The organism is Flavobacterium arsenatis (assembly GCF_031456785.1).
Classification (GTDB): domain Bacteria; phylum Bacteroidota; class Bacteroidia; order Flavobacteriales; family Flavobacteriaceae; genus Flavobacterium; species Flavobacterium arsenatis.
On sequence record NZ_JAVDVI010000006.1, the window covers coordinates 165,987 to 190,458 of the forward strand.

General features: G+C 35.8%; 18 protein-coding genes. 8 read left to right on the forward strand and 10 right to left on the reverse strand.

Annotated features, from left to right (window positions below; translation table 11 throughout):
• Positions 1 to 65 precede the first annotated feature (65 nt).
• The 5 genes from tpiA to J2X31_RS08530 form a co-directional block, all read right to left on the reverse strand.
• Positions 66 to 821: a triose-phosphate isomerase gene (tpiA, locus tag J2X31_RS08510; RefSeq protein ID WP_310025993.1), complete on the reverse strand. Its 756-nt coding sequence runs from the start codon at positions 819 to 821 to the stop codon at positions 66 to 68.
• Positions 821 to 1,333, reverse strand: a complete 513-nt coding sequence (locus tag J2X31_RS08515) for a TlpA family protein disulfide reductase (protein ID WP_310025994.1) — start codon at positions 1,331 to 1,333, stop codon at positions 821 to 823. Before J2X31_RS08515 ends, tpiA begins: the two co-directional genes overlap by 1 nt.
• 305 nt (positions 1,334 to 1,638) lie before the next feature.
• Positions 1,639 to 2,715 carry an ABC transporter permease gene (locus J2X31_RS08520; RefSeq protein ID WP_310025995.1) on the reverse strand — a complete coding sequence of 359 codons (1,077 nt, stop codon included), beginning with the start codon at positions 2,713 to 2,715 and terminating at the stop codon, positions 1,639 to 1,641.
• A gap of 69 nt (positions 2,716 to 2,784) precedes the next feature.
• Complete coding sequence (locus J2X31_RS08525) at positions 2,785 to 3,885, reverse strand: BT_3928 family protein (RefSeq protein ID WP_310025997.1); 1,101 nt, start codon at positions 3,883 to 3,885, stop codon at positions 2,785 to 2,787.
• A 199-nt stretch (positions 3,886 to 4,084) separates the two neighbouring features.
• Positions 4,085 to 4,630 carry a DUF1599 domain-containing protein gene (locus tag J2X31_RS08530; RefSeq protein ID WP_310025999.1) on the reverse strand — a complete coding sequence of 182 codons (546 nt, stop codon included), beginning with the start codon at positions 4,628 to 4,630 and terminating at the stop codon, positions 4,085 to 4,087.
• 130 nt (positions 4,631 to 4,760) lie between these two features.
• Between J2X31_RS08530 and folP the strand changes: the two genes are divergently transcribed.
• Positions 4,761 to 5,591, forward strand: coding sequence for a dihydropteroate synthase (folP, locus tag J2X31_RS08535; RefSeq protein ID WP_310026000.1), 831 nt, complete (start codon positions 4,761 to 4,763; stop codon positions 5,589 to 5,591).
• Positions 5,588 to 6,061 carry a hypothetical protein gene (locus tag J2X31_RS08540; RefSeq protein ID WP_310026002.1) on the forward strand — a complete coding sequence of 158 codons (474 nt, stop codon included), beginning with the start codon at positions 5,588 to 5,590 and terminating at the stop codon, positions 6,059 to 6,061. Before folP ends, J2X31_RS08540 begins: the two co-directional genes overlap by 4 nt.
• 69 nt (positions 6,062 to 6,130) lie before the next feature.
• On the opposite strand, the gene rlmH is transcribed toward J2X31_RS08540, so the two are convergent.
• Complete coding sequence (gene rlmH, locus J2X31_RS08545; protein ID WP_310026003.1) at positions 6,131 to 6,604, reverse strand: 23S rRNA (pseudouridine(1915)-N(3))-methyltransferase RlmH; 474 nt, start codon at positions 6,602 to 6,604, stop codon at positions 6,131 to 6,133.
• A gap of 115 nt (positions 6,605 to 6,719) precedes the next feature.
• Between rlmH and J2X31_RS08550 the strand changes: the two genes are divergently transcribed.
• Positions 6,720 to 7,526 carry an ABC transporter substrate-binding protein gene (locus J2X31_RS08550; RefSeq protein ID WP_310026005.1) on the forward strand — a complete coding sequence of 269 codons (807 nt, stop codon included), beginning with the start codon at positions 6,720 to 6,722 and terminating at the stop codon, positions 7,524 to 7,526.
• Here J2X31_RS08550 and J2X31_RS08555 read toward each other — a convergent pair.
• Both J2X31_RS08555 and J2X31_RS08560 read right to left on the reverse strand, forming a co-directional pair.
• Entirely contained in the window at positions 7,521 to 7,670 is a 150-nt protein-coding gene (locus J2X31_RS08555; RefSeq protein ID WP_310026008.1) for a hypothetical protein, read from the reverse strand. The two genes, J2X31_RS08550 and J2X31_RS08555, sit on opposite strands and share 6 nt — an antisense overlap.
• Positions 7,671 to 7,953: 283 nt before the next feature.
• A complete protein-coding gene (locus J2X31_RS08560) occupies positions 7,954 to 8,661 on the reverse strand; it encodes a DUF4197 domain-containing protein (RefSeq protein WP_310026010.1) in 708 nt (235 codons plus the stop codon).
• 406 nt (positions 8,662 to 9,067) lie between these two features.
• On the opposite strand from J2X31_RS08560, the gene J2X31_RS08565 reads away from it, so the two are divergent.
• Together J2X31_RS08565 and J2X31_RS08570 are read left to right on the forward strand one after the other, a co-directional pair.
• Positions 9,068 to 15,751 carry a DUF8696 domain-containing protein gene (locus J2X31_RS08565; RefSeq protein ID WP_310026011.1) on the forward strand — a complete coding sequence of 2,228 codons (6,684 nt, stop codon included), beginning with the start codon at positions 9,068 to 9,070 and terminating at the stop codon, positions 15,749 to 15,751.
• 11 nt (positions 15,752 to 15,762) lie between these two features.
• Positions 15,763 to 16,791 (forward strand): PorP/SprF family type IX secretion system membrane protein, encoded by a 1,029-nt coding sequence (locus J2X31_RS08570; protein ID WP_310026013.1) that lies wholly within the window; start codon positions 15,763 to 15,765, stop codon positions 16,789 to 16,791.
• 98 nt (positions 16,792 to 16,889) lie between these two features.
• Here the strand turns inward: J2X31_RS08570 and J2X31_RS08575 are convergent, their stop codons facing one another.
• Positions 16,890 to 17,612 (reverse strand): DUF4197 domain-containing protein, encoded by a 723-nt coding sequence (locus J2X31_RS08575; protein ID WP_310026015.1) that lies wholly within the window; start codon positions 17,610 to 17,612, stop codon positions 16,890 to 16,892.
• 146 nt (positions 17,613 to 17,758) lie between these two features.
• Here J2X31_RS08575 and J2X31_RS08580 point away from each other — a divergent pair, with 146 nt between their 5' ends.
• Positions 17,759 to 19,240, forward strand: a complete 1,482-nt coding sequence (locus J2X31_RS08580) for a catalase (RefSeq protein ID WP_310026017.1) — start codon at positions 17,759 to 17,761, stop codon at positions 19,238 to 19,240.
• A gap of 14 nt (positions 19,241 to 19,254) precedes the next feature.
• Here the strand turns inward: J2X31_RS08580 and J2X31_RS08585 are convergent, their stop codons facing one another.
• On the reverse strand, positions 19,255 to 20,250 hold the full coding sequence (locus tag J2X31_RS08585) for an EamA family transporter (protein ID WP_310026019.1): 996 nt from the start codon (positions 20,248 to 20,250) through the stop codon (positions 19,255 to 19,257).
• Between the two features lie 120 nt (positions 20,251 to 20,370).
• Here J2X31_RS08585 and J2X31_RS08590 point away from each other — a divergent pair, with 120 nt between their 5' ends.
• Positions 20,371 to 23,808 carry a methylmalonyl-CoA mutase family protein gene (locus tag J2X31_RS08590; protein WP_310026021.1) on the forward strand — a complete coding sequence of 1,146 codons (3,438 nt, stop codon included), beginning with the start codon at positions 20,371 to 20,373 and terminating at the stop codon, positions 23,806 to 23,808.
• Between the two features lie 226 nt (positions 23,809 to 24,034).
• Positions 24,035 to 24,451, forward strand: coding sequence for a hypothetical protein (locus J2X31_RS08595; protein ID WP_310026023.1), 417 nt, complete (start codon positions 24,035 to 24,037; stop codon positions 24,449 to 24,451).
• Positions 24,452 to 24,472: the final 21 nt, after the last annotated feature.

A 24,472-nucleotide genomic window follows, 5' to 3' on the forward strand; every position in this document is an offset into this window, starting at 1 on the left:
GCATTCAGGCATAAAAAAATCCCTTCGAAAAAGGGATTTTAAAAGTATATTTTATTGCTCATTTTTTAAATTGCAGCACTTACAATTGCAGCAAAATCTTCCGCTTTCAAAGCAGCCCCACCAATCAATCCGCCATCAACATCTGGTTTCGAAAAAATTTCTCTTGCGTTATCAGGTTTCACACTTCCACCATAAAGAATGGCTACATTTTCAGAAACATTTCTTCCAAATTTAGAATCAATTGTGTTTCTAATAAATCCGTGCATTTCCTGGGCTTGTTCCGGACTTGCCGTTTCTCCGGTTCCAATTGCCCAAACTGGCTCATAAGCCAAAATAATGTTGGCCCAATCCTTTTCCTGCAAGTGGAATAAACTGTCTTTCAGCTGGTTTTCAACAAGATTGAAATGATTTCCAGATTGTCTGTCTTTCAACTCTTCACCAAAACAAAAAATCACAACAAGTTCATGCTTCAAAGCCGTATCAACTTTAGATTTAAGCAAGGAATTGTTTTCATGAAAATAGGCACGACGCTCAGAATGTCCAAGGATTACAGTATTTACACCAACACTTTTCAACATATCTGCCGAAATTTCGCCCGTAAAAGCACCACCTTCTGCCTGGTGCATATTCTGTGCGGCAACATTGATATTCGTAAATTCCAAATGCTCCACAGCCGAAGCCAGATTCACAAACGTTGGAGCTACTATAATATGAACAGGAGCATCCGATGGCAATTTGTCAATCAAATCATTCAATAAATCCTCTGTTTCTTCAGCATTCTTGTGCATTTTCCAGTTTCCTGCAACAATCTTTTGTCTCATTATCTTTTGTTTTTTTGTTTTAATTTCTTCAAAGCTTCGGCAATTTTTGCATCATCCGCCTCAACAGCTTTATACAATACTATTTTTCCATTCGGATCCACAATCATGTATCTTGGAATCCAGTCCAAATCAACCGATTGTCCGAAAACCCCTTTCATTCCGTCTTTTGCCATATAGTGTTCACCTGAAATTCGGTGTTTTTCAACCCCTACAATCCAGTTTTCAAACGTTTTGTCCATCGATAGAAACAAATAAACTACTTCAGGATGAGCTTTTTGCAAAGCCTCCACCTTTGGCAATCCTTTGATGCAATCCGAGCACCATGAAGCCCAAACATCAATCACAACAGTTCTGCCCTTGTATTTTTCCAAAATCTCACCAAACGTAATGTCTTTTTGCTGTGTAGTCCACATTACATCATCCAAAGCCACCTGATCAAAGCTCGTTTTTTGAGCCTGTATGCACGAAAAGGTTGAAAAGACAACCAATAACGATAAAAATATTTTTCTCATTGTTTTAAAATTAAGTATTCAACAAATATAACATTTAGTTTTTATAATAACTTCTTAAAATTTGCATCGAAGCTTCGGGAGCGAATCTTTTGGCATTTTTCATTCCATAATCCAGCTTTCCGTTACAATCTTTTTGTTCTGAACCCCAGAACAAAAAGGATTTCCACTACAATCTGGGCTAGAATAAAATCTTTAGGCTTCTTTTAATCCATAAATCAGAACCGCATAAATAAAGTGATTAGTTAAAATTCGTATCTAAAATTCCAATCAAGATTTTAATTTTTAATTATCAATTTTTAATTAATTTATTGCAACCTGATTTTAGGATCCAAATAAGCATATACCAAATCAACCAAAATATTGATCACCACGAATGTCGTTGCAATCACTATCACCGATCCCATAATTACTGGCAAATCCAAATTATTCAAGGCCTCAACAATTTCCTTCCCAAGTCCGTTCCATCCAAAAATGAATTCAACAAAAACCGCTCCGGCAAGCATCGAGGCAAACCAACCTGAAATTGCCGTCACGACAGGATTCAGGGAGTTTTTTACTGCATGTTTCCGAATAATTTGATATTCACTCAAACCTTTCGCACGGGCTGTTCGGATATAATCCTGACTGAAAGTTTCCAGCAGTGAATTTCGCATCAATTGAATGACAACACCAAGCGGACGAATCCCCAAGACAATCGAGGGTAAAATAATATTTTTCCATTGAATAGTGCTTCCTTTCCCAAAATTATCCACTTCATATAAACTTCCCGTCATATTCAAATGGGTATATTTATGAAGCAAAAAACCAAAAAACCAAGCAAATAAAATCGCACTAAAAAACGATGGAACACTCATTCCCAACGTACTGATTAAGGCAATAAATCGGTCGAGCCAAGTATCTTTATATAATGCAGAAATAATTCCTAAGACAATCCCAATTCCAATCGCGATGATGATGGCAAAAATGGCCAGTATAAAAGTATTGGGCAAAGTATTCCCGATAATTTCCGAAACCTTCTTGCCACTTTTCTGGAAACTTTCTCTTAAATAAGGCGTTTTCAAGACCACAACCGTATTTGAAACCGCAAATAAAGCAGCCGAATTGTATTTTCCTTCACTCAAAAAAGTGTAATCATCTTGATTTCCGCTGTGAAATGAAAGAGGCGAGAGGTCATTCAAATAATAAAAATACTGTGTCGAAATGGGTTTGTCAAAACCATATTTTTTCTTCACGATCGCTAGCTGTTCAGAGTTTTCATTCTGATCGAGCATCATTCTGGCAGGATCGCCCGGCAACACATTAAACAAAAAGAATATAACTGTAATCACCCCGAAAAGAGTGAGTAATGCATATCCGATTTTGTTTAGAAAGTATTTTATCATTTATTTAAAAGTCTCAGTTTCCAGTCTCAGTTTCCAGCCTGCCAACGTGACTGAAAACTGAAAACTAATTTAAAGTTTCAAATCCCCACTGTCTTTATAATGCAACTTCTGAACAATCGTTCCGTTGTGCAAAACTACAATACTTGGATTTGCTCTTTCAATAGTTTTCAATGTTGTTCCGTCACAGAAATAGAAATCAAAAGTCAGGTTGTTGTCTTTTTTTGCTTTTGCAATTTCAGTTTCATCCGAAGCCGTCATCCCAATTACTTTATAACCTTTAGCAACAGCATCTTGATGCAGTTTTTCCAATATTTGCATGCCTTCTTTTTCAGAAGTTTCCAAATCATAAGTAACAAACATCAATAGTTTTGGTTCAACAAGCAATTCATCTTTATAATCCGAACCATTCAATTCCATCGTAAAATCATGAATTGGCGGAATGTAACCTTGCGAAATTACTTTGTCAATTCTATCTACAAAAACAGCTCCTTCTGGAAGTTTTCCTAAATCATCTGCCCCAAATTCTTGATCAACACCATTTACTTTGTAGATGAAAACCATTTCTACAACTGATTGTTCGGCACCTTCAGGAAATTCCATTCCCTTTTGGATGTTGGTTCCTACTTTGTATGCTCTAAAATCCTTCAAAGGCAGATGATTCAAAACCCAATAACCCATGAAAGCACTTAATCCGATACTTGAAACTACAATTACATTGGTAATTTTTTTTGAAAAAATTGGTCGGATTAAAACTTGATTCAAAAACAAAATAAGGATGAAAAATAATAAAACGACATCTTTTGTGAACGATTCCCAAGGAGTTAATTTCAAGGCATCTCCAAAGCATCCACAATCGGTAACTTTATTGAAATAAGCAGAGTAGAAGGTAAGGAATGTGAAAAACACAATCATCAAAAGCAAACTCCAAACCGTAAACTTGGTTTTGAATCCAACTAAAAGCATCACGCCCAAAACGGCTTCAAAAATCACAATAAAAACCGCAAGTGCTAAGGCATAAGGAATCAAAAAAGGGAGGTTTAAAACACCTTCACTGAAATATTCTTCTAATTTAAAAGAGAAGCCAACAGGGTCATTTAATTTGATTAATCCGGAAATTATAAATAGTAATCCGACGAAAATTCTGGAAAATTGGGTAAGTATGTTTTTCATGATAGATTATTTACGGTAATTTATTTAAATTTAGAAAGATATATATTCAATATTTTTTCTCAATCTTGTCATTCCGACGAAGGAGGAATCTCTGCGAAGATTTTCACTTATTTTAGATTACTCCTTCGGAATGACAAAATAGTAGAATATCTCAGTCAATATTTTTCTAGGTTAGAACTCGATATTCTAGAATTGGAATTTACTTTTTATGATATCCCATCAAAATCAAAGCAAACACAGCATAATTAATCATATCCTGATAGTTGGCATCAATTCCTTCGGACACCAAGGTTTTTCCTTTGTTGTCTTCAATTTGTTTGACGCGAAGTAATTTTTGTAGAATCAAATCCGTCAACGAACTCACTCTCATTTCACGCCAAGCTTCGCCATAATCGTGGTTTTTGGCTTCCATCAAATCTTTGGTGAGTTTCACTTTTGCATCGTATAATTCCGTTGCTTTTTCAACATTTAAATCAGGTTGATCGGCAACACCAAGTTCCAATTGAATCAACGCCATAATCGAATAATTGATGATGCCGATGAATTCTCCGGTTTCATCTTCATCCACTTTTCGGACATCATTTTCCTGTAAACTTCTGATTCTTTGTGCTTTTATGAAGATTTGGTCGGTTAGTGATGGTAATCTCAAAATACGCCAAGCACTGCCGTAATCGGTCATTTTGTTGATAAAAAGAGTTCGGCAGATGCCAACAATAGTATCAAATTCTTGAGAAGTATTGCTCATTATTGGTTTATATTTGTGGAAATTTCTCCAAAAATAAGGAATAATTTTTCTAAAATTAAACCATTAAGAAATTAAGTAGCATTAAGGCATAATAAACTTAATTTCTTTATGGTTTACAATTAACTTTATCATGACAATAAACTGCAAAGGACAACTCATCGATTTATCAAATCCCAAAGTCATGGGAATTTTAAATGTCACACCAGATTCTTTTTATGATGGGGGAAAAAATGATAGCGAACAGATTATCATCGATAAAGTTCATAAAATGCTGGCTGATGGTGCAACTTTTATTGACATTGGTGCCTATTCCTCAAAACCAAATGCTGAATTTGTTTCCGAAGAAGAAGAACTTGATAGAATACTCCCGATCGTAAAGTTATTGGTTAAGGTTTTTCCAACAATTATTATTTCAATTGATACATTCCGAAGCAAGGTTGCCAAAGCCTCGATTGAAGAAGGAGCTTCCATCATTAACGATATTTCGGCTGGCGAATTGGACGAAAATATGATGCAAACCGTAGCCAATTTAAAAGTTCCCTACATTATGATGCACATGAGAGGAACACCCAAAACGATGCAATCATTGACAGATTATGAAGACATTATAAAGGAAATGTTATTCTATTTTTCTGAAAAAGTAAACAAAGCCAGAAGTTTGGGAATCTCCGATTTAATCATCGACCCAGGATTTGGCTTTGCCAAAACATTAGAACAAAATTTTGAAGTGATGAACAAGTTGGAATTGTTTCAGATGCTGGAACTACCTTTATTATCTGGAATTTCAAGGAAATCAATGATTTATAAAACGTTAGGAAATACACCACAAGAAGCCTTGAATGGAACCACGGTTTTAAACACAATTTCATTGTTGAAAGGAGCCAATATTTTAAGAGTTCACGATGTTAAAGAAGCGGTTGAGGCAGTGAAGTTGATTGACAAATTAAATAAATTGATATGAAAAAATATGTTAGTTTTTTATTATTGATGATTTCTATGATGAGTAATGGACAGAAATTTGTTGAAGCGGAACATTATAAAACTTCAAATTTCGATGTTGCAATCTTTCCTGATAATTATTTTGATTTAATAGGTAACAAAAGATTTACTCCTTTAAAGCAAGATGTTTTATTAGCAGAAAGTGTTTTAAAAACAAGATTGAAGCAACTTAATAAAGATTTGATAAATCAGTTTGACAAGCCTATTATCCATAAGAAATTGCATAAGTATAAAAGGCAGTATTTTGGTTGCTTCGATGAAAATGGAAGAAAATATCTTTTAATAAATTGTTTTTGGTTTAATAAAGGAAATCATGAAAATTGGTTAAAGCAAAGAATTGATGTTTTAGATGGTGGAAGTTATTATTGGAATGTAAGATATTATTTTGATACAGATAAATTAGAAAAATTGGAGGTCAATGGAGTAGGATAATAACCATTCTCTTAATTTTAAACATAATGATTATAAAAATCCTAAATATCAAAATCTATATCCTAAATCCTACTGATGATGATAAGGTTCATTCCGTAAAATCGTAAATCCGCGATACAATTGTTCGATAAAAAACAGACGAACCATTTGATGCGAGAACGTCATCAGTGAAAGCGAAATCTTCCCTTGAGCTTTATTGTAAACCGCTTCTGAAAAACCATAAGGACCACCAATTACAAACACCAAAGTTTTGATTCCAGAATTCATTTTCTTTTGTAATTCTTCCGAAAATCCTACACTCGAAAAATTCTTGCCGTTTTCGTCCAACAAAATCAATTGATCGGTTGGGGTGAGTTTCGACAGAATCAATTCGCCTTCCTTTTCTTTTTGCTGACTTTCGGACAAATTCTTTACATTTTTGATGTCGGGAATGATTTCCAAATCAAATTTGATGTAAAACGACAACCGTTTTTGATAGTCGTCTATCAAGGTTTGCAATGCTTTATTGTCTGTTTTGCCAATGGCGATGAGTTTGATGTTCATTTTAAGATGGAAAGTTTCAAGTACAAAGGTGCAAAGATTTTTAAACTTATAAAATAATATTTCAAGCGGTTCAACTATTTTTAATTCCTTAATTTTGCATTTCAAAATTCCAACAATGCCCATCTTAAAAGACCAAATAGGAAACACTTTCGAATTTGCACAATCTCCAAAAAGGATAATTTCACTCGTTCCTTCACAAACCGAATTATTATATGATTTAGGTTTGGAAGAACGGATAGTCGGGATCACAAAATTCTGTGTACATCCATATCACTTGAAATCGACCAAAAAGATTGTTGGCGGAACCAAAAAAGTCCATTTTGAAAAAATAAGACTCTTGCAACCCGATATTATCATCGCCAATAAAGAAGAGAATACATTGGAAATAGTGGAGGAATTGCGTAAGATATGTCCGGTTTGGGTAACCAATATCATTACGATTGAAGATGTTTTTCAGATGATTACCGATTTTGGTCAACTCTTTAATTGCCGAACCGAAGCTCAAAAATGGAACGACAAAATCCAATATTCATACAATGATTTTAAGCACTTTATGAAAGAAAAGCCTACTCAAAAAGTGGCCTATTTCATCTGGAAGAACCCACACATGGTGGCCGGTTCGAATAATTTTATCAACGAAATGCTCAAGCTGAACAACTTTATCAATATATACGACAATACTGAAAAATTCCCAGGACGTTATCCGGAAATAATTATCCAGAAAATGAAGATTCAAGGCGATCCGGAGATTGTATTTCTATCTTCAGAACCCTATCCGTTCAAGGAAGAGGATGCTTTTGAAATTGGAAGGTTCACGCATCACGCCAAAACGGTTTTTGTAGATGGAGAGATGTTTTCGTGGTATGGAAGCCGTCTGTCGAAAGCTTTTGAATACTTCAAAAAAATGCATGAACGCTTATAGTTCGCACTCTTCTAAAACCAATTCTTCTTTTTTAACGGTATTTGTTTTTTGGGTTGAAGTAACTGCTATAGTTTTTTCTGCTAAAATTTTAAATTCATTCTGAATTTTTTCAATTTCATTTTTCTCTATCAATAATCCACTCATAAGGCTTAATTTTAGGGGGTAATTTTATGAACGCAAATTTAAATGATCTTATCTTTAAATTATCATTAAGATATGTTAACTTTTATACTATTTCAGCTAAATATGTTAAGATTACAATGCAAAAAATCCGGCACTTTCGCACCGGATTTCTAAACTCTAACTAACCAAACCAAATTTTGTATTTTATTACTTTGCAAATATCCGACATTTTTTTTCAATCGAATGTTAAGTCTATGTTATTTCTATATGGTTGATTTCTAAAAAACTAACTATATAATTTTTCCTATTTTTTGTCCTGCATGGCAAAAACTCTTTTCAATAAATCAGAAGTTCTTGCATTCAAATTTGTGCGGATTTCTTTTTCTTCAACGGCAACCATTTTAAAAACACCTTCCAAAGCCTTGTTTGTAACATAATCATTCAAATCTGGATTTACATCGGCTGTTAATGGTATTGCATTGTATTTTGTGATGATGTTTGCCCAAACTTTATCGGCACCCACTTTTCCCAAAGAATTTTTCACAACTGGATTAAATTTTGAGTATAAAGAAGTTGTCGTAGAGCTTTGCAAATACATCGTTGCCGAATTATTGCTTCCCATCAGGATGTTTTTCGCATCAGTAAATGTCATGTTTTTCACCGCTCCAACAAAGATTGGGGTTGCTTCTTTTACGGCATCTTCTGCAGCACGGTTCAGCACTTTCAAGCCTTCATCGGCAAGACTGCTCAAGCCAATATCCCTCAAGCCTTTATCTACTTTTTGCAATTCTGCAGGTAATAGAATTTTCACTGCTTGGTTCTTATAAAAACCGTCAGTAGCCGTCAGTTTGGAAACCTGCTTTGTAATTCCGTTGTTCAAGGCTTCCTTCAAACCTGCTGCAATATCAGCATTTCCAAGTGTTCCCAACTCTGGATATTGATTGGCAATTTGCTGTAATTCAGCACATCCCGAAAGGGTAAAAACTAGGGCAACCAAAATAATTTTTTTCATAGCAATTCAATTTATTTTTTATCCTGCAAAGCAAACACTTTTTTCAGCAAATCAGACGTTCTGGAATTTAAATTTGTTCGAAAATAGTTTTTTTATAGAGTTGGTAGTTCTAATTAATATTTATAGGGCTTAATTAGGTGTAACTTTAGATTGATGGATATGTAAAAAAAAAATATTTTTTGAGAATGTGGAAAACCGTAAAATAAATCGTTGGAGGCTGTTTAATTTTGAACCCAATTAAGTTTAACCAATCAAAATAGGATTTGTTTTGGTTTGTAAAACTTAATAAGATGCTGTTGTAAATAAAACTAAATTTTATGTTAAAATTTAACTTATTTTTGCATCTTCTTACAAATCATGTATATCAATATGATACTACTTGCTAAACTAAAATTAAATATTCTAAATGAAATTAAATTACTTTGTTATTGTCTTATTGAGTGTATTCAATTTTGGTTTTAGTTCAAATCTTACACCCACGTTTGTACCATCAGCAACCATTAGCGGAGGCACAACTGCTTGCCAAAATACTACAAATGTACTTGTTACTTTTACCGGGAGCGATGGAGTAGCACCTTATACTTTTAAATATAAAATTAATGGAGGATCTGACCTGACCGTAACCACAATAAGTGGAAATTCAATAACTGTTCCGGTGGTTACTACAACAGCAGGAAGTTTTAATTATACTTTGGTGAGTGTTTCGGATAGTTCAGATCCCGTTGTCACGCAAAATATTGTTGGAAATACAGTTTTTACGATACTTCCGCAAGCAAATGCGACAATAAATTCATCCGCTGATTCTGGTGTTTTTGGAGGTTTTCCAGTTTTTAAAATTTGTGATAGCCAGCCTTCGGAATTTTTGTTTAATAATGCTTCTACTACTATTTCGACTAATACAAGTTATACAATTAGTTGGGGAGATGGATCTCCAAATTTTACAGGAACCACTTGGAGTTCTTTAACACATACTTATCAAGTAGGGTTATGGAATTTGGTTTATACAGTTACTGCTCAGAATGGATGTAATATAACAAAGACATATAAAGTATTTGTTGGTAACAATCCAGCTGTTGGTTTAGAGAATCCAGGAAATACAGATATTTGTATAAGTTCTCCATTAACTTTTCCTATTACCGGAACTGATAACAATCCTCCAGGAACTATTTATGTAGTATCTTTTAATGACGGTTCGTCAAATGTAACATTTAATCATCCTCCACCTTCATCAGTTACTCATACCTTTTTAACTACTTCATGTGGAACTTCAAGTTTTGCAGGATCAACTACTTATCAAAATTCATTTTTCGCAAGTATTCAAGCTTCTAATCCATGTGACCAATCATCAGCATCGGTAGTACCAATCCGAGTTTCAACTCCTCCAATTTCCAGTTTTTCCTCGCCCATAAATCCCATTTGCATTGGAAATTCAGTTTGTTTGACAAGCACAACTACAGGAGGTCAAACGGCAACTTCATCAAGTTGTTCTGTTGCAAAAAAGGTTTGGAGTATTTTTCCCAATTTAGGATATTCTTTAGGAAGTGGAACATTAGGGGATGATTTTGGTAATACTAATATTAATTTATGGAGTAGTGGAAGTGAAGTAATTTGTCCCATTTTTTCTATCGCAGGCACATACACAATAACTTTAAAAACAGGAAACAAATGCGGAATTGATATAATAACCAAAACCATCTGCGTTCAACCGCAACTTGTTCCAAATTTTACTTTAAATACAATTTCAGGCTGTAGCCCATTAGCGGTAACTACAACCAACACCACAAATTTAACCAATCTATGTGATACACCAACATACAATTGGATTGTAAATTATACGCCTGGAAATTGCGGAACTACTTCTGGTTTTGTTTACACCAACGGAACTTCTGCCACTTCCGCCACACCTTCATTCAGTTTTACTGAAGCGGGAATTTATACTATTTCATTAAAAACAACCAATTCTTGCGGAAGTGTAACTTCTGTAGTTCAGACCGTTAATGTTAGAAAACCGCCAGATGTTTCTATTGCAACTATTGCAGGAGCATGCGGAAGTACAACTATTTCACCAGTGGCAAATGTTACTAATTGTGGTCCAACATCAAGTTCTATAACTTACACTTGGAGTTTTGTGGGGGGAAGTCCTTCAACGGCAAGCACTCTAAATCCAGGAAGTATTAATTATACAACACCGGGAACGTATACGGTTTCTTTGCTCGTAAACAATGAATGTGGTGCTTCAAATACTGCAACGCAAACTTTTACCATTAATCCTTCACCTACAATCACAAATACAGATCTAACCCAAACTATTTGTTCAGGAACACCAACCACTCCAGTTACTTTTAGTGCTAATCCTTCTGGAACAACATTTTCTTGGACTGCAACTGCAACAACTGGAGTTTCTGGATTTATGCCTTCAGGAACTACGGCTGTAATTTCTGCACAAACCATCACTACTACAAATGCAAATCCAGGAACGGTAACTTATGTTGTTACACCTAAAATAGGAAATTGTACTGGTACGGCGGTGAGTTATGTTATAAATGTGATTCCTGCCCCAACAATTACTTCACAACCTGCTTCAAGTGTTGTTTGCTTAAACGGTACGGCAACTCCATTAACCGTAGTTATAAGTACATCAACAGGAATGCCAACTTATCAATGGTATAGCAATTCTTTTAACACTACAACTAACGGAACGCCGATTCCAGGAGCAAATTCTTCAGTATTTGTTCCTCAAACATCAACCACAGGAACTGTTTTTTATTATTGTATTATTTCATTATCTTCAGGTGGTTGTTCAAGTTTGATATCTAATATTGCTTCTGTTCAAGTGGTACCTGTTCCTACAATTTCTACTCAACCTTTGGCTTCTCAAAATTTGTGTGTAGGCGTTACAATTACAAATCCGTTAACAGTAAGTTTTAGCAACGGAACAGGAACTGCATCTTATCAATGGTATTCCAATAGTACAAATGCAACCACGGGAGGAACTTTGATTTCTGGAGCTACTTCAGCAACTTATACACCTGGAGTTTTTTCTACTTTAGGAAATCATTATTACTACGCAACTATTACTTTTTCAGGAAATAATTGTGGCTCTATTACAAGCGAAATCGCTTTGATCAATGTATCTGCAGATCCAACATTAACAACCCAGCCCATTGCTGATCAAACCTTGTGTCAAGGGGCAACTCCAGAAGATTTAGAAGTTGAAGCAATAGGAGGAAACGGAACATTTATTTATCAATGGTATTCCAATACGTTAAATAATACATCTGGGACAATAATTTTGGGTGAAAATAGTACAACGTTTACACCGCCAACAATTTCAGTCGGGACACGTTATTATTATTGTATTGTGTCACAATCTACTTTGGGTTGCGGGATAACGAGTAGTATTTCAAAAGTAGTTGTCAACCAATCGCCTTCAGTAGCGAATCAGCCTCTGTCCAGCACGGTTTGTTTAGGCGGAAATCCAGTTGCGTTATCTTTTACAGTTACGAATGGAACGGGAAGTCCAAGCTATCAATGGTATTCAAATACCGCAAATAACACCACAAACGGAACCGCGATTGTAGGTGAAACCAATGCCACTTTTACACCTTCAGGCGGTACTGTTGGAACATTATATTATTATTGTTTGATTAATTTTCCTTTGATTTCAGGAAGTTGTGCTACTATTTCAACAAATACTGCTGAAGTAGAGGTAACAACTGCTGCGATAATTGATCAAAATCCTTTATCAACACAAAGTTTGTGTGTTGGAACAACTATTTCAACTCCTTTAACCGTTTCATTTTCGGGTGGAACAGGAACACCAACTTATCAATGGTTTTTGAATGCTATAGACTCAAACAGTGGTGGAAACGCAATAGCAGGTGCTACTTCAGCTACATTTACACCATCCGTTTTTACTGGACTCGGTACTTTTTATTATTATGTAAACATCACATTTGCAGGAAGTGGTTGTGGTTCAATTTCCAGTTCTACCGCAACAGTTGTCGTGGTGGCAGATCCTGTGATTAGTTTACAACCTCTAAGTACGCAAACGCTTTGTCAAAATGCTGTTCCAAATTCACTATCAGTAGCGGCAACAGGTGGGATTGGAAATTCATATAATTATCAATGGTACAGTTCATTAGTTAACAGTAATTTGGGAGGAACCTTAATTCCAGGAGCTACAAATGCTACTTTTATTCCTTCAACTGCAGTGGTTGGAACAATTTATTATTATTGCACAATTACACAAGCCATCGGTTCAGGTTGTGATGCAACTTCAGATACAGCAGCAGTAATTATAAATACTTCTCCGGCTATTAATTTGCAACCACTTTCAAATTCATGGTGTGTGAGCCAAACACCATTAAATTTAACAGTAACCTATACAACAGGAACAGGAACACCAACTTATCAATGGTATTCAAACATAATTAATTCTACAACAGGAGGAACTTTAATTAATGGAGCAACAACAGCTAATTATTTACCTCTAACAAATACTGTTGGAAACGTTTACTATTATTGCATCATCACCTTTTCGGATTTGTCGGGTGGATGTGAAGTGATAGTTTCGAACACTGCTTTGATAACAGTTAACCCATTCCCAATTATCGCTTCAGATGTTGAAACAATTTGCAGTAATACTACCTTTTTAGTAACACCGATAAACGGAAATGGAAATTTAGTACCAACAGGAACAACCTATACTTGGACAACTCCTGTGGTAAATCCTCCCGGATCACTTTCTGGGTTTTCATCACAATCAGTACCACAACAAGAAATTAGTCAAACTTTACTAAATAGCACTATAAATCCTGCTACCATTGTATATACTGTTACACCAAAAACAGGTATTTGTGTGGGTAATGATTTTACGGTAACAATCACCGTTAATCCAGCCATTAATCCAAACGTAATTGTGAATAACAACGATTGTTTTGGTGCTAATAATGCTTCGATTGCAACAAATATTACAGGAGGAATCCCGCCTTATTCAATTACTTGGACAGGACCAAATGGATTTGCTTCAAATACTGCAACAATTTCCAATTTAGAACCAGGCATTTACAATATTTTAATTGAAGATGCTGGAAATTGTCCTTTCAATGATTCGTATACCATAACTCAACCGGATGATATAGTAATTTCAATTGCCAATCAAAGTAGCAGCAGTTGTTTTGAAAGCAATGATGGGATGATTAATATTGAGGTTTCTGGCGGAACAGGAGCCTATTTTTATACTTGGACTAAAGATAATTTACCTTTTGCAACTACGCAAGATTTGGTGAGTTTAAGTCCAGGTGATTATAATGTTAGTGTTACCGATGAGAATAATTGTGGACCAAAAACACTTTCATTTACAATTACGGAACCACCATTGTTAGTTGTCTCATTGCTTAATCAAACAAACATAAATTGTTTTGGTGCCTCAACAGGAATCATAAACGTTGAAGTTGTTGGTGGAACAATAGCAAGTAATTATATATTCTCTTGGACAGGATCGAATGGATTTATAAGCACAAATCAGAATTTAATAGGGCTTTCTGCAGGAACCTATAATCTTATTGTTACCGATGATAATGGATGTCAAAAAACTATGGAGGTTGTATTGACTCAATCGACTCCTATAGTTTTAACATACACAACAACAGCAATCACTTGTTATGGAGCCAATGATGCTTCTTTCAATGCAACAATTTCGGGCGGAAACGCACCGTATCAATTTGCATGGAGTAATTTATCAACGGTTTTAAATCAGAACAATCTATCTGCTGGTAATTATACTATTACCATCACAGATAATTTAGGTTGTGTGAAAATGGAAACGATAAATATTCCTGAAGCCCCAATTTTTACTGTAAATCCAATTGTAAAAAACATAACATGTTTTGGTGCAAATAACGGAAGTATTCAATTAAATTTAACAGGAGGAATAGCTCCTGTTGCCTTAATCTGGAGTGATGGAAGTACATCAGGATTGACTAGGAATAACTTGGTTGCAGGAACTTATACGGCAACTATTTCAGACGGAACGCCTTGTTACATTATTCGAACCTTTACTATTGTTGAGCCACAACTTTTAGTAGCTTCTGCAAATTTAATCAACCCAATCGATTGTACCAATGGAAGTAGTGGAGCGATTGATTTAATTATTTCTGGGGGAACACCTCCATTTACGTATTCTTGGTCAAATGGTTCTAGTACAGAAGATTTGAATAATCTCGTAGCCGGAAATTACTCGGTTGTCGTTACCGATTTTAACGGATGTACCATTTCATCTCAATATAGCTTAATTCGACCTGAACCTTTAAAAATCAATGTGACTACAACAACAGATTCCGATTGCGATTTGCGTGAAGTCACAACAAATTTTATAGCCCAAGCTTCCGGTGGAGTACCTCCTTACCAGTACCAGTGGTCTAGTGGAAGCATTAGTGGCTTAAACAGCGAAATCATGACCACAGATACAAATGGAACTGTAATTTTAACTGTTGAAGATAGTATCGGATGTATACAAACTTATACTGTAAATGTCGATAATACAGAAATTGGCGAAATAGCATTTCAAGCCGTATCAATAGGTTTCACATCGTTCGGTATATATTCAATTGAAGATACTATACACTTTAACAGCAGCATTACAGGCGATTATGAATCTGTTTATTGGGATTTTGGCGACGGCCTCACTTCTACAGAGTTGAATCCAACACACACGTATTCTATACCTAAAGATTACGTAGTTACTCTTACCGTAACGTATCCTTTTGGTTGTGTTTACAAATTTGTCGTAACACTTGCTGTAGAAAAAGGTTATGTTTTAGTATTGCCAACAGCGTTTACACCTAATAGTGACAGTTTAAATGATGCCTTTCGTCCTGTAACTAAAAATCTTAAAAATGTTGTTATGCATATTTATGACAGTTGGGGATCACTCATTTATTCAGAAAAAGGAGATGTCATCAAGGGGTGGGATGCTAAAATTAAAGGATTTAATGCAGAAAATGGAAACTATTACAGCAAAGTTGTCGCAGAAACCTTTTATGGAACTATAGTTTATGAGAATCAAACTTTCGTATTAATTAAATAATTGCCATCAAAATGAAATCTAAAATAATATTCACAATTTTAGTGCTTTTCACCATTCATTCAAAAGCACAAGATCCCATATTTACACAGTTTTATTTGGTTCCCGAAACTTTAAACCCCGCTTTTACAGGTATTGCAAATACTTGGAATGCTGGTTTTGTACACCGAAGACAATGGCCCGATGGAAATAGAAAAATAGATACGCAATATGGCTATGCCAATACCATCGTTAGCGATGAAATTGGTTTGGGTATGACTGTTCAAAATCACAACGAAGTGTTTACCAATTATAATTATTTTAAGTTAAATACGGCAATCTCTTATCGAGTTGATATTAATTATGATTGGCGTTTGCGATTAGGATTAGAAACTGGTTTTGGCCGAAAGGACTTTCAATTTAGAAATTTGCTATTAGAAGATCAAATTAATATAAATACAGGTGCAGTTGCCCCAATCACAATTGATCCAAGAGTTGGAGAATATGGTAATAAAATTAACTTCTTCGACATGTCTGCTGGTTTTACAATTGATCAGGAATTTGCTTGGTTTGGTGTCGCTGTCAAACATTTAAACAGGCCTGATATTTCTTTCAGAGAAAATGGAAACATGCCATTAGACCTTTTTCTTACTGTTCATGGCGGTTATTATTTTCAATTTCTAAATTCGCCTACCAATTTAATTCCCGAAGAATCTACCTTGCTTGTAACGGCAAATTATATGCGACAAGGACAATATAATCGATTAGATTTGGGAGCTGTTATGGATTTTGGACCATTTGGCTTTGGCGTAATTGCAGCCACAAATCCAGAAGGTAAAAGTACAAACAGTCATTTTGTATCTTCCTTAAATCCAGTAGCTTTGTTTAAGTTAAGTGAATTTACATTTGGCTATTCTTATGATTGGAATATTTCAAAGCTTGGAAGAACACAAGGTGTTCATGAACTAACGCTTTTATGGCAATCAAGCAGACGTTGTGACAGATGTGAATATTACAGTACAAAACTCAAAAGAAACGGTGGACCAGGTTATAATAAAACTTGATTTTTATAGAACAAAATTTTAGATTTAAATAAAGATGAAATGTATTTTGAAAGTACAGCCTTTTAAAAAAACTAGTACAACTAAAATAGCAATTCAATTTATTTTTTATCCTGCAAAGCAAACACTTTTTTCAGCAAATCAGACGTTCTGGAATTTAAATTTGTTCGAATATCTTTTTCCTCAACGGCAATCATCGTGAAAACGCCTTCCATTGCCTTGTTCGTTACATAATCGTTGATGTCAGGATTCACTTTCGAAACAAGCGGAACACTGTTGTATTTTTCAATGATTGTTGCCCAAACTACATCGGCACCAACTTTTCCGATGGATTCCTTTACGACAGGATTGAATTTTGAATATAAGGCTTTAGAGGTGGAATTTTCCAAATAAGTTGTCGCCGCGTTTTCTTTTCCTAATAAGATGTTCTTGGCATCTGTAATACTCATATTTTTTACAGCCGAAACAAATATGGGGGTGGCTTCCTTAACGGCAACTTCAGCGGCACGGTTCAAGGATTTGATGCCTTCATCAGCCAAACTCGACATTCCCATTTTACGCAAGGTCTTATCCACTTTTTGAAGTTCTTCGGGCATTAAAATCTTAACCGCTTCGTTTTTATAGAATCCATCGGTGGCAGTAAGTTTCGAAACTTGTTCGGTTATTCCTTTGTTTAAGGCTTCTTTTAATCCGGCTCCAATATCAACACCACTGTCTTTTCCGGTTGCAGTTGAAACCTTGTCTTTTGCCTTATCGAGCAATCCTTTTAATTGTCCGAAACTGAAAAAGGGAGCTAAAAGCAATACTAAAACTATTTTTTTCATGGTATAAATTTTTAATTTTTTCAAAGTTAAACAAATAGCATACCGTTTTTAAATAGTTTAAAGCTATGAAAATATAAAAACAATCGATTTTGATTATTGTTTTATTTTCGTAAATTTGGAAAACAATAACTTTTAAAAACATAACTATGTCAAATCACAACAAACTTACAACCGCTTCTGGAAAACCTTATGCTGAAAACGAAAACAGTCAATCTGTAGGTTCCAGGGGACCATTATTGTTGGAGGATTTTATCCTTCACGAAAAGATGGCACACTTTAACAGAGAAAGAATTCCTGAAAGAGTGGTGCATGCCAAAGGTTCGGCTGCATTCGGAACTTTCACGGTAACCAATGACATCACGAAATATACCAAGGCAAAAATATTTTCCCATGTAGGTAAAGAAACCAAAATGCTGTTGCGTTTTTCAACCGTTGGTGGCGAAAGAGGGTCGGCCGATACGGAAAGAGATCCAAGAGGTTTTGCCTTGAAATTCTATACCGAAGACGGGAATTGGGATTTGGTAGGAAACAACACACCCGTTTTCTTTGTGAAAGACCCGAAAAAATTTGGCGATTTCATCCATACGCAAAAGCGAGATCCCTATACAAATATGAAATCGCCAACAATGATGTGGGATTTTTGGTCGTTGAATCCAGAGAGTTTGCATCAGGTTTTGATTCTGATGTCAGATAGGGGAACACCTTATGGCTACCGACACATGCACGGTTTTAGCAGTCATACATTTTCATTCATCAACAAAGAAAATGAACGTTTTTATGTGAAATTCCACTTCATCACGCAACAAGGTATCAGGAATTTTACCGATGCTGAAGCGGCCGAAATGAAATCTAAAGACATGGATTTTGCCCAAAGGGATTTGGTGGAAAACATTGATAAGGGTAATTTTCCAAAATGGGACATGAAAATCCAAGTGATGACCGAAGCCGAATCGAAAACCTATCACATCAATCCGTTTGATTTGACGAAGGTTTGGCCTCATGGCGATTATCCTCTGATTGATGTTGGTGTGATTGAATTGAACAAAAATCCAGATAATTATTTTCAAGATGTAGAACAGGCGGCCTTTGCTCCAGCCCATGTGGTGGACGGAATTGGTTTCTCTCCTGATAAGATGTTGCAGGGTAGAATTCTGTCTTATCCAGATGCACAGCGTTATCGTCTTGGTGCTAATTATGAGCAAATTCCAGTGAACAGATGTCCATTTGCAACCAATAATTACCAACGCGACGGACAAATGAGAGTGGATGGAAACGGAGGAAGTGCTCCAAATTACTTCCCAAATAGTTTTGATAACATTGTGGTGGATGAAGCTTATAAAGAACCAAGTTTAAATTTAGACAGCAATGTTGCGGGTTGGTTTGATCGAAATGCCGAAGGTGAAAACGATCATTATACACAGCCAGGAAATCTCTATCGTTTGTTGGTTCCAGAACAGCAACAGAATCTCGTTAACAATATCGTTGGTGCAATGTCGGGAATTGATGGACCGAAAAAAGAGGAGATCATCAACCGTCAATTGTGCCATTGGTTTAGGGCTGATCCTAGACTTGGAATGGGGATTGCCCAAGGTTTAGGTGTTCAGATTGATCCAAATATGTTGCGATAAAAATCTTTTAAATCTTAGAACGCTCCTTTTACAGGGGCGTTTTTTTTGAATTTTATTTTTCTGACTTTGGTAAACAAATGCGAATTGAAAATAAAAATTGAAAACAGCAATATGGAATAGGCGATTATTTGAAAAACCGTAATTTCTTCTTTGTAATAAAATATCGCCAAAAGAAACGTGATGATCGGATTGATGTAAAGGAGAATTCCCACCGTAGAAGAATTGATTCCCTTCAAGGCATACAGATTAAGGAACAACGGAACAATGGTAAAAACCACTGCAATGATCAAAATATAAAGGTAAAACGAAATTTCCGTTGGGACTTCGCCTCTGTAAGCTGGGTAAAAAGGCAACAAGACTAGGGCTGTAAAAATAAGCTGAATGGTAAGCAACAAAAACTTATCGATGGTGGTGTTTCTTTTTTGAATTACCAGATACAAGGCATAAGTCGTGGCGACAATCAGGCTGTAAAAAACATCCTCTAAATGCCCATAACCCAATAATATGCAACTGAAAATACTCAAACCAACAGCAGTCCATTGTAGTTTTGTGAGTTCATCTTTCAAGATCAAAAAAGCAAAAACGGTTGTGAGAATCGGACAGACGAGATAGGCAAATGAAGCGGCTTTAACACTGATGTGGTTCATCACATAAATAAAAATAAACCAATTCGCGGTTAAAAGTATCGAACCTCCAAGCGTGAGAAGTATAAGATTTCGTTTTTGTTTTAAAGTCAGACTTTTAAAATAAACAACGGTTTCTTTAATGATTTTTCGTCTAAAACCGAAACTGATGACCAGCATCAAAACCACACAAAGGAAAACCCTGTAGAACAAAATATCCAAGGAAGGATAATCGTGTAAAGGCTTTAGAGCCAAGCTAAAAAATCCCCAGATAACGAATGCCGAAATTGCAGCGAGGTAATATTTTGTAAGTTTCATCGATGTAATAAAAATCGCCACAAAAGTAGCGAAATAGCATGTTGATAAAGATAGTTCTTGTGAATTCATTAAGATATTTTACGCAATCGTTATCATCGCCTCCCAAAACCATCACAATTCCTAAATTTATACTTTCAAATTTTTAAGAAAATCGTAAATTGCGACCCTAAAATCGACAGATATTTTAATATGGAACAAGCAAAACCTTATATTCCTAAAAATAAAGTAAGAATTGTAACTGCTGCAGCTCTTTTTGACGGACACGATGCTGCCATCAACATAATGCGAAGAATCATCCAGTCAACGGGTGTGGAAGTAATCCATTTGGGTCACGACAGAAGTGTGGAAGAAGTGGTGAATACGGCCATCCAAGAAGATGCAAATGCAATCGCAATGACTTCCTATCAAGGAGGCCACAATGAATATTTCAAATATATGTATGACTTGCTTCATGAAAAAGGAGCCGGGCATATCAAGATTTTTGGCGGAGGCGGAGGTGTAATTCTTCCGGACGAAATCAAGGAATTACAAGATTACGGAATTACAAGAATTTATGCTCCAGATGATGGACGTGAATTAGGTTTGCAAGGAATGATCAATGATTTGGTTCAGAAATCAGATTACCCAATTGGTGATAAATTAAATGGTGAAATCAATCATTTGGAAGACAAAAATCCAACGGCAATTGCACGTTTGATTTCTTCTGCAGAAAATTTTCCAGAAATTGCCAAGGAAACTTTTGATACGATTCACAAGCAAAACGAAACCAGCAAGATTCCAGTTCTTGGAATTACAGGAACAGGTGGAGCAGGAAAATCTTCTTTGGTTGATGAATTGGTTCGAAGATTTTTAATAGATTTTCCAGAAAAAACAATCGGATTGATTTCTGTCGATCCATCGAAAAGAAAAACAGGTGGTGCTTTATTGGGAGACAGAATCCGAATGAACGCCATCAACAATCCTCGTGTTTACATGAGATCGTTGGCAACACGTCAGTCGAATTTGGCCTTGTCAAAATATGTTGCCGAAGCCATTCAGGTTTTAAAAGCAGCAAAATACGATATCATCATCCTAGAAACTTCAGGAATCGGTCAATCGGATACCGAAATCATGGACCATTCTGATGTTTCTTTATATGTAATGACGCCGGAATTTGGTGCCGCAACACAGTTGGAAAAAATCGATATGCTTGATTTTGCTGATTTGGTTGCGATTAATAAATTCGACAAGAGAGGTTCATTGGATGCCTTGCGAGATGTGAAGAAACAATTTCAAAGAAACCACAATCTTTGGGATGCAAATCCAGATGATTTGCCAGTTTTCGGGACAATTGCTTCGCAGTTCAACGATCCGGGAATGAACACGCTTTACAAGGCAATTATGGATAAGATTGTAGAAAAAACCGAATCTGATTTGGTTTCTACCTTTCAAATCACGCGTGAAATGAGCGAGAAAATCTTCGTGATTCCGCCTCACAGAACACGTTATCTTTCTGAAATTGCCGAAAACAACAGAAAATACGATGCAACTGCTTTAACACAACAGCAAGTAGCTCAAAAATTATACGGAATCTTCAAAACCATCGAATCAGTTTCGGGTAAAAAACCTGAGATTACTAAAACAGGAATCAACGATGAGTCGGTTTATAAAAGTGTAACTGAAGAAGACGAAAACAGAATCTTCCTGAATTTACTTTTGAACCAATTCGATAAAGTGAAGATGGATTTGGATCCTTACAATTGGGAAATTATCCTGACCTGGGACGAAAAAGTAAACAAATACAAAAATCCTGTCTATACGTTTAAAGTACGTGACAAGGAAATCAAGATTGCAACCCACACTGAATCGTTATCGCATTCGCAAATTCCTAAGGTTGCTTTGCCGAAATATGAAGCTTGGGGTGATATCTTGAAATGGAATTTGCAGGAAAATGTTCCTGGAGAATTTCCGTTTACGTCTGGATTGTATCCGTTTAAGCGTGAAGGCGAAGATCCATCAAGGATGTTTGCTGGTGAAGGTGGACCCGAAAGAACCAACAAGCGTTTCCATTATGTTAGTGCTGGTTTGCCTGCAAAACGTTTGTCAACCGCTTTTGACAGTGTGACTTTATATGGAAATGATCCGCATTTACGTCCGGATATCTATGGAAAAATCGGTAATGCCGGAGTTTCGATTTGCTGTTTGGATGATGCGAAAAAATTATATTCTGGTTTCAATTTGGCACATCCGCTGACTTCTGTGAGTATGACCATTAACGGTCCAGCTCCAATGTTGCTTGGGTTCTTTATGAATGCGGCAATCGATCAGCAGTGCGAAATTTACATCAAGGAAAATAATCTTGAAGATGAAGTGGAAGCTATTATCGAAGAGATTTACAAGAAAAAAGGCCTAGAACGACCTCGTTACAACGGAGATCTTCCAGAAAGTAATAACGGTTTAGGTTTGATGCTTTTGGGTGTTACGGGAGATTTGGTGTTACCAAAAGACGTTTACGAACAAATCAAAGTGAGAACACTTTCGCAAGTTCGTGGAACGGTTCAGGCTGATATTTTAAAAGAAGATCAGGCTCAGAACACTTGTATTTTCTCAACAGAATTTGCCCTGAGATTGATGGGTGACGTTCAGGAATATTTTATTACGAACAACATTAGAAACTTCTATTCGGTTTCGATTTCAGGTTATCATATTGCCGAAGCTGGAGCCAATCCAATCACGCAATTGGCCTTTACCTTGGCAAATGGTTTCACTTATGTGGAATATTATCTGAGCCGTGGAATGGACATCAATGATTTCGGGCCAAACTTATCGTTCTTCTTTTCAAACGGAATCGATCCTGAATATGCTGTGATTGGTCGTGTAGCCAGAAAAATCTGGTCGAAAGCCTTGAAAAATAAATACGGAGCTAACGAAAGAGCCCAGATGTTGAAATATCATATTCAAACTTCAGGTCGTTCGTTACACGCTCAAGAGATTGATTTTAATGATATCCGTACGACTTTGCAGGCTTTGTATGCAATTTATGATAATTGTAACTCGTTGCATACTAATGCTTATGATGAAGCAATTACGACTCCAACGGAAGAATCGGTTCGTCGTGCAATGGCCATTCAGTTGATTATCAATAAGGAACTAGGTTTGGCGAAAAATGAAAACCCAATTCAAGGTTCGTTCATCATTGAAGAACTGACGGATTTGGTGGAAGAAGCCGTTTTGTTAGAATTCGACAGAATTACCGAAAGAGGAGGAGTGCTTGGTGCGATGGAAACGATGTACCAACGTTCGAAAATTCAAGAGGAAAGCATGTATTATGAAATGCTGAAACACACAGGCGAATTCCCGATTATCGGTGTAAATACATTCTTGAGTTCTAAAGGTTCGCCAACGGTTATCCCTGCGGAAGTGATTCGTGCAACAGAAGAGGAGAAGCAATTCCAAATCACGATGCTCGACAATCTTCATAAATTTTATGCAGATGAAACCGAACAACAGCTTTCGATTATCCAAGATGTTGCCATCAACAATAAAAATATCTTTGCACAATTGATGGAGGCTACTAAGATTTGTTCGTTAGGAGAGATTACTTCTTCGTTGTTTGAAGTTGGTGGACAGTATAGAAGGAATATGTAGGCCGGAGGCAAATTACCAAAAGCAAATTATAAAATCCCAAAAAGACCTTTCGAAAGATGGGTCTTTTTTTTGTAAACTCCGTTTGATGTTTTGTAAGAATTTAATTTTTATATTTGAAAATAAAAAGGAATAAACATTCGCCTATACAGCCATTTTTTGGGTGATATGCGAATGTTTGTTTCAGGTATAAATAAGTTGTGTGATATTATAAAAACTATTCAGAAACATGGATAATTCAAAAATAGAAACTCCGATTATTAAACAAGTAGATTTTTCTATTATCACTAATAGCATTCCTGAAATTTCAAGTGTTATCTACGATTTATGGACTCTGAAAATTACTTTACATTTTCCCGATTTAGAAAAACCTGTTTATTTTATTTTTAAAAATTTAAATGGTTTTAGAGTTCTTGATGAAGGTGACTTATTAGAATTCTGGAATAATAATATTCGAGTTCCAGGATGGGTTTGGATAATAGAAAAAGGCGGTTGGTTTGATTTAGAAAAAACTAGGAATGGTTTTGTCGAAGGTTATCACGAAAATGAATACAGAAAAGAATATTTAATTTTAGGTCAAAATGATTGTGTCAGTGTTATTTCAATGTCAGATGATTTTGAAATAATTAATCTTAATGAAGAATAACATCGCACAACAGCCGGTAAG

Excerpts from the sequence above, each read along its gene's own strand:
- tpiA (WP_310025993.1), bottom strand. The coding sequence starts at position 821 with ATGAGACAAAAGATTGTTGCAGGAAACTGGAAAATGCACAAGAATGCT.
- J2X31_RS08515 (WP_310025994.1), bottom strand. The coding sequence starts at position 1,333 with ATGAGAAAAATATTTTTATCGTTATTGGTTGTCTTTTCAACCTTTTCG.
- J2X31_RS08520 (WP_310025995.1), bottom strand. The coding sequence starts at position 2,715 with ATGATAAAATACTTTCTAAACAAAATCGGATATGCATTACTCACTCTT.
- J2X31_RS08525 (WP_310025997.1), bottom strand. The coding sequence starts at position 3,885 with ATGAAAAACATACTTACCCAATTTTCCAGAATTTTCGTCGGATTACTA.
- J2X31_RS08530 (WP_310025999.1), bottom strand. The coding sequence starts at position 4,630 with ATGAGCAATACTTCTCAAGAATTTGATACTATTGTTGGCATCTGCCGA.
- folP (WP_310026000.1), top strand. The coding sequence starts at position 4,761 with ATGACAATAAACTGCAAAGGACAACTCATCGATTTATCAAATCCCAAA.
- J2X31_RS08540 (WP_310026002.1), top strand. The coding sequence starts at position 5,588 with ATGAAAAAATATGTTAGTTTTTTATTATTGATGATTTCTATGATGAGT.
- rlmH (WP_310026003.1), bottom strand. The coding sequence starts at position 6,604 with ATGAACATCAAACTCATCGCCATTGGCAAAACAGACAATAAAGCATTG.
- J2X31_RS08550 (WP_310026005.1), top strand. The coding sequence starts at position 6,720 with ATGCCCATCTTAAAAGACCAAATAGGAAACACTTTCGAATTTGCACAA.
- J2X31_RS08555 (WP_310026008.1), bottom strand. The coding sequence starts at position 7,670 with ATGAGTGGATTATTGATAGAGAAAAATGAAATTGAAAAAATTCAGAAT.
- J2X31_RS08560 (WP_310026010.1), bottom strand. The coding sequence starts at position 8,661 with ATGAAAAAAATTATTTTGGTTGCCCTAGTTTTTACCCTTTCGGGATGT.
- J2X31_RS08565 (WP_310026011.1), top strand. The coding sequence starts at position 9,068 with ATGAAATTAAATTACTTTGTTATTGTCTTATTGAGTGTATTCAATTTT.
- J2X31_RS08570 (WP_310026013.1), top strand. The coding sequence starts at position 15,763 with ATGAAATCTAAAATAATATTCACAATTTTAGTGCTTTTCACCATTCAT.
- J2X31_RS08575 (WP_310026015.1), bottom strand. The coding sequence starts at position 17,612 with ATGAAAAAAATAGTTTTAGTATTGCTTTTAGCTCCCTTTTTCAGTTTC.
- J2X31_RS08580 (WP_310026017.1), top strand. The coding sequence starts at position 17,759 with ATGTCAAATCACAACAAACTTACAACCGCTTCTGGAAAACCTTATGCT.
- J2X31_RS08585 (WP_310026019.1), bottom strand. The coding sequence starts at position 20,250 with ATGAATTCACAAGAACTATCTTTATCAACATGCTATTTCGCTACTTTT.
- J2X31_RS08590 (WP_310026021.1), top strand. The coding sequence starts at position 20,371 with ATGGAACAAGCAAAACCTTATATTCCTAAAAATAAAGTAAGAATTGTA.
- J2X31_RS08595 (WP_310026023.1), top strand. The coding sequence starts at position 24,035 with ATGGATAATTCAAAAATAGAAACTCCGATTATTAAACAAGTAGATTTT.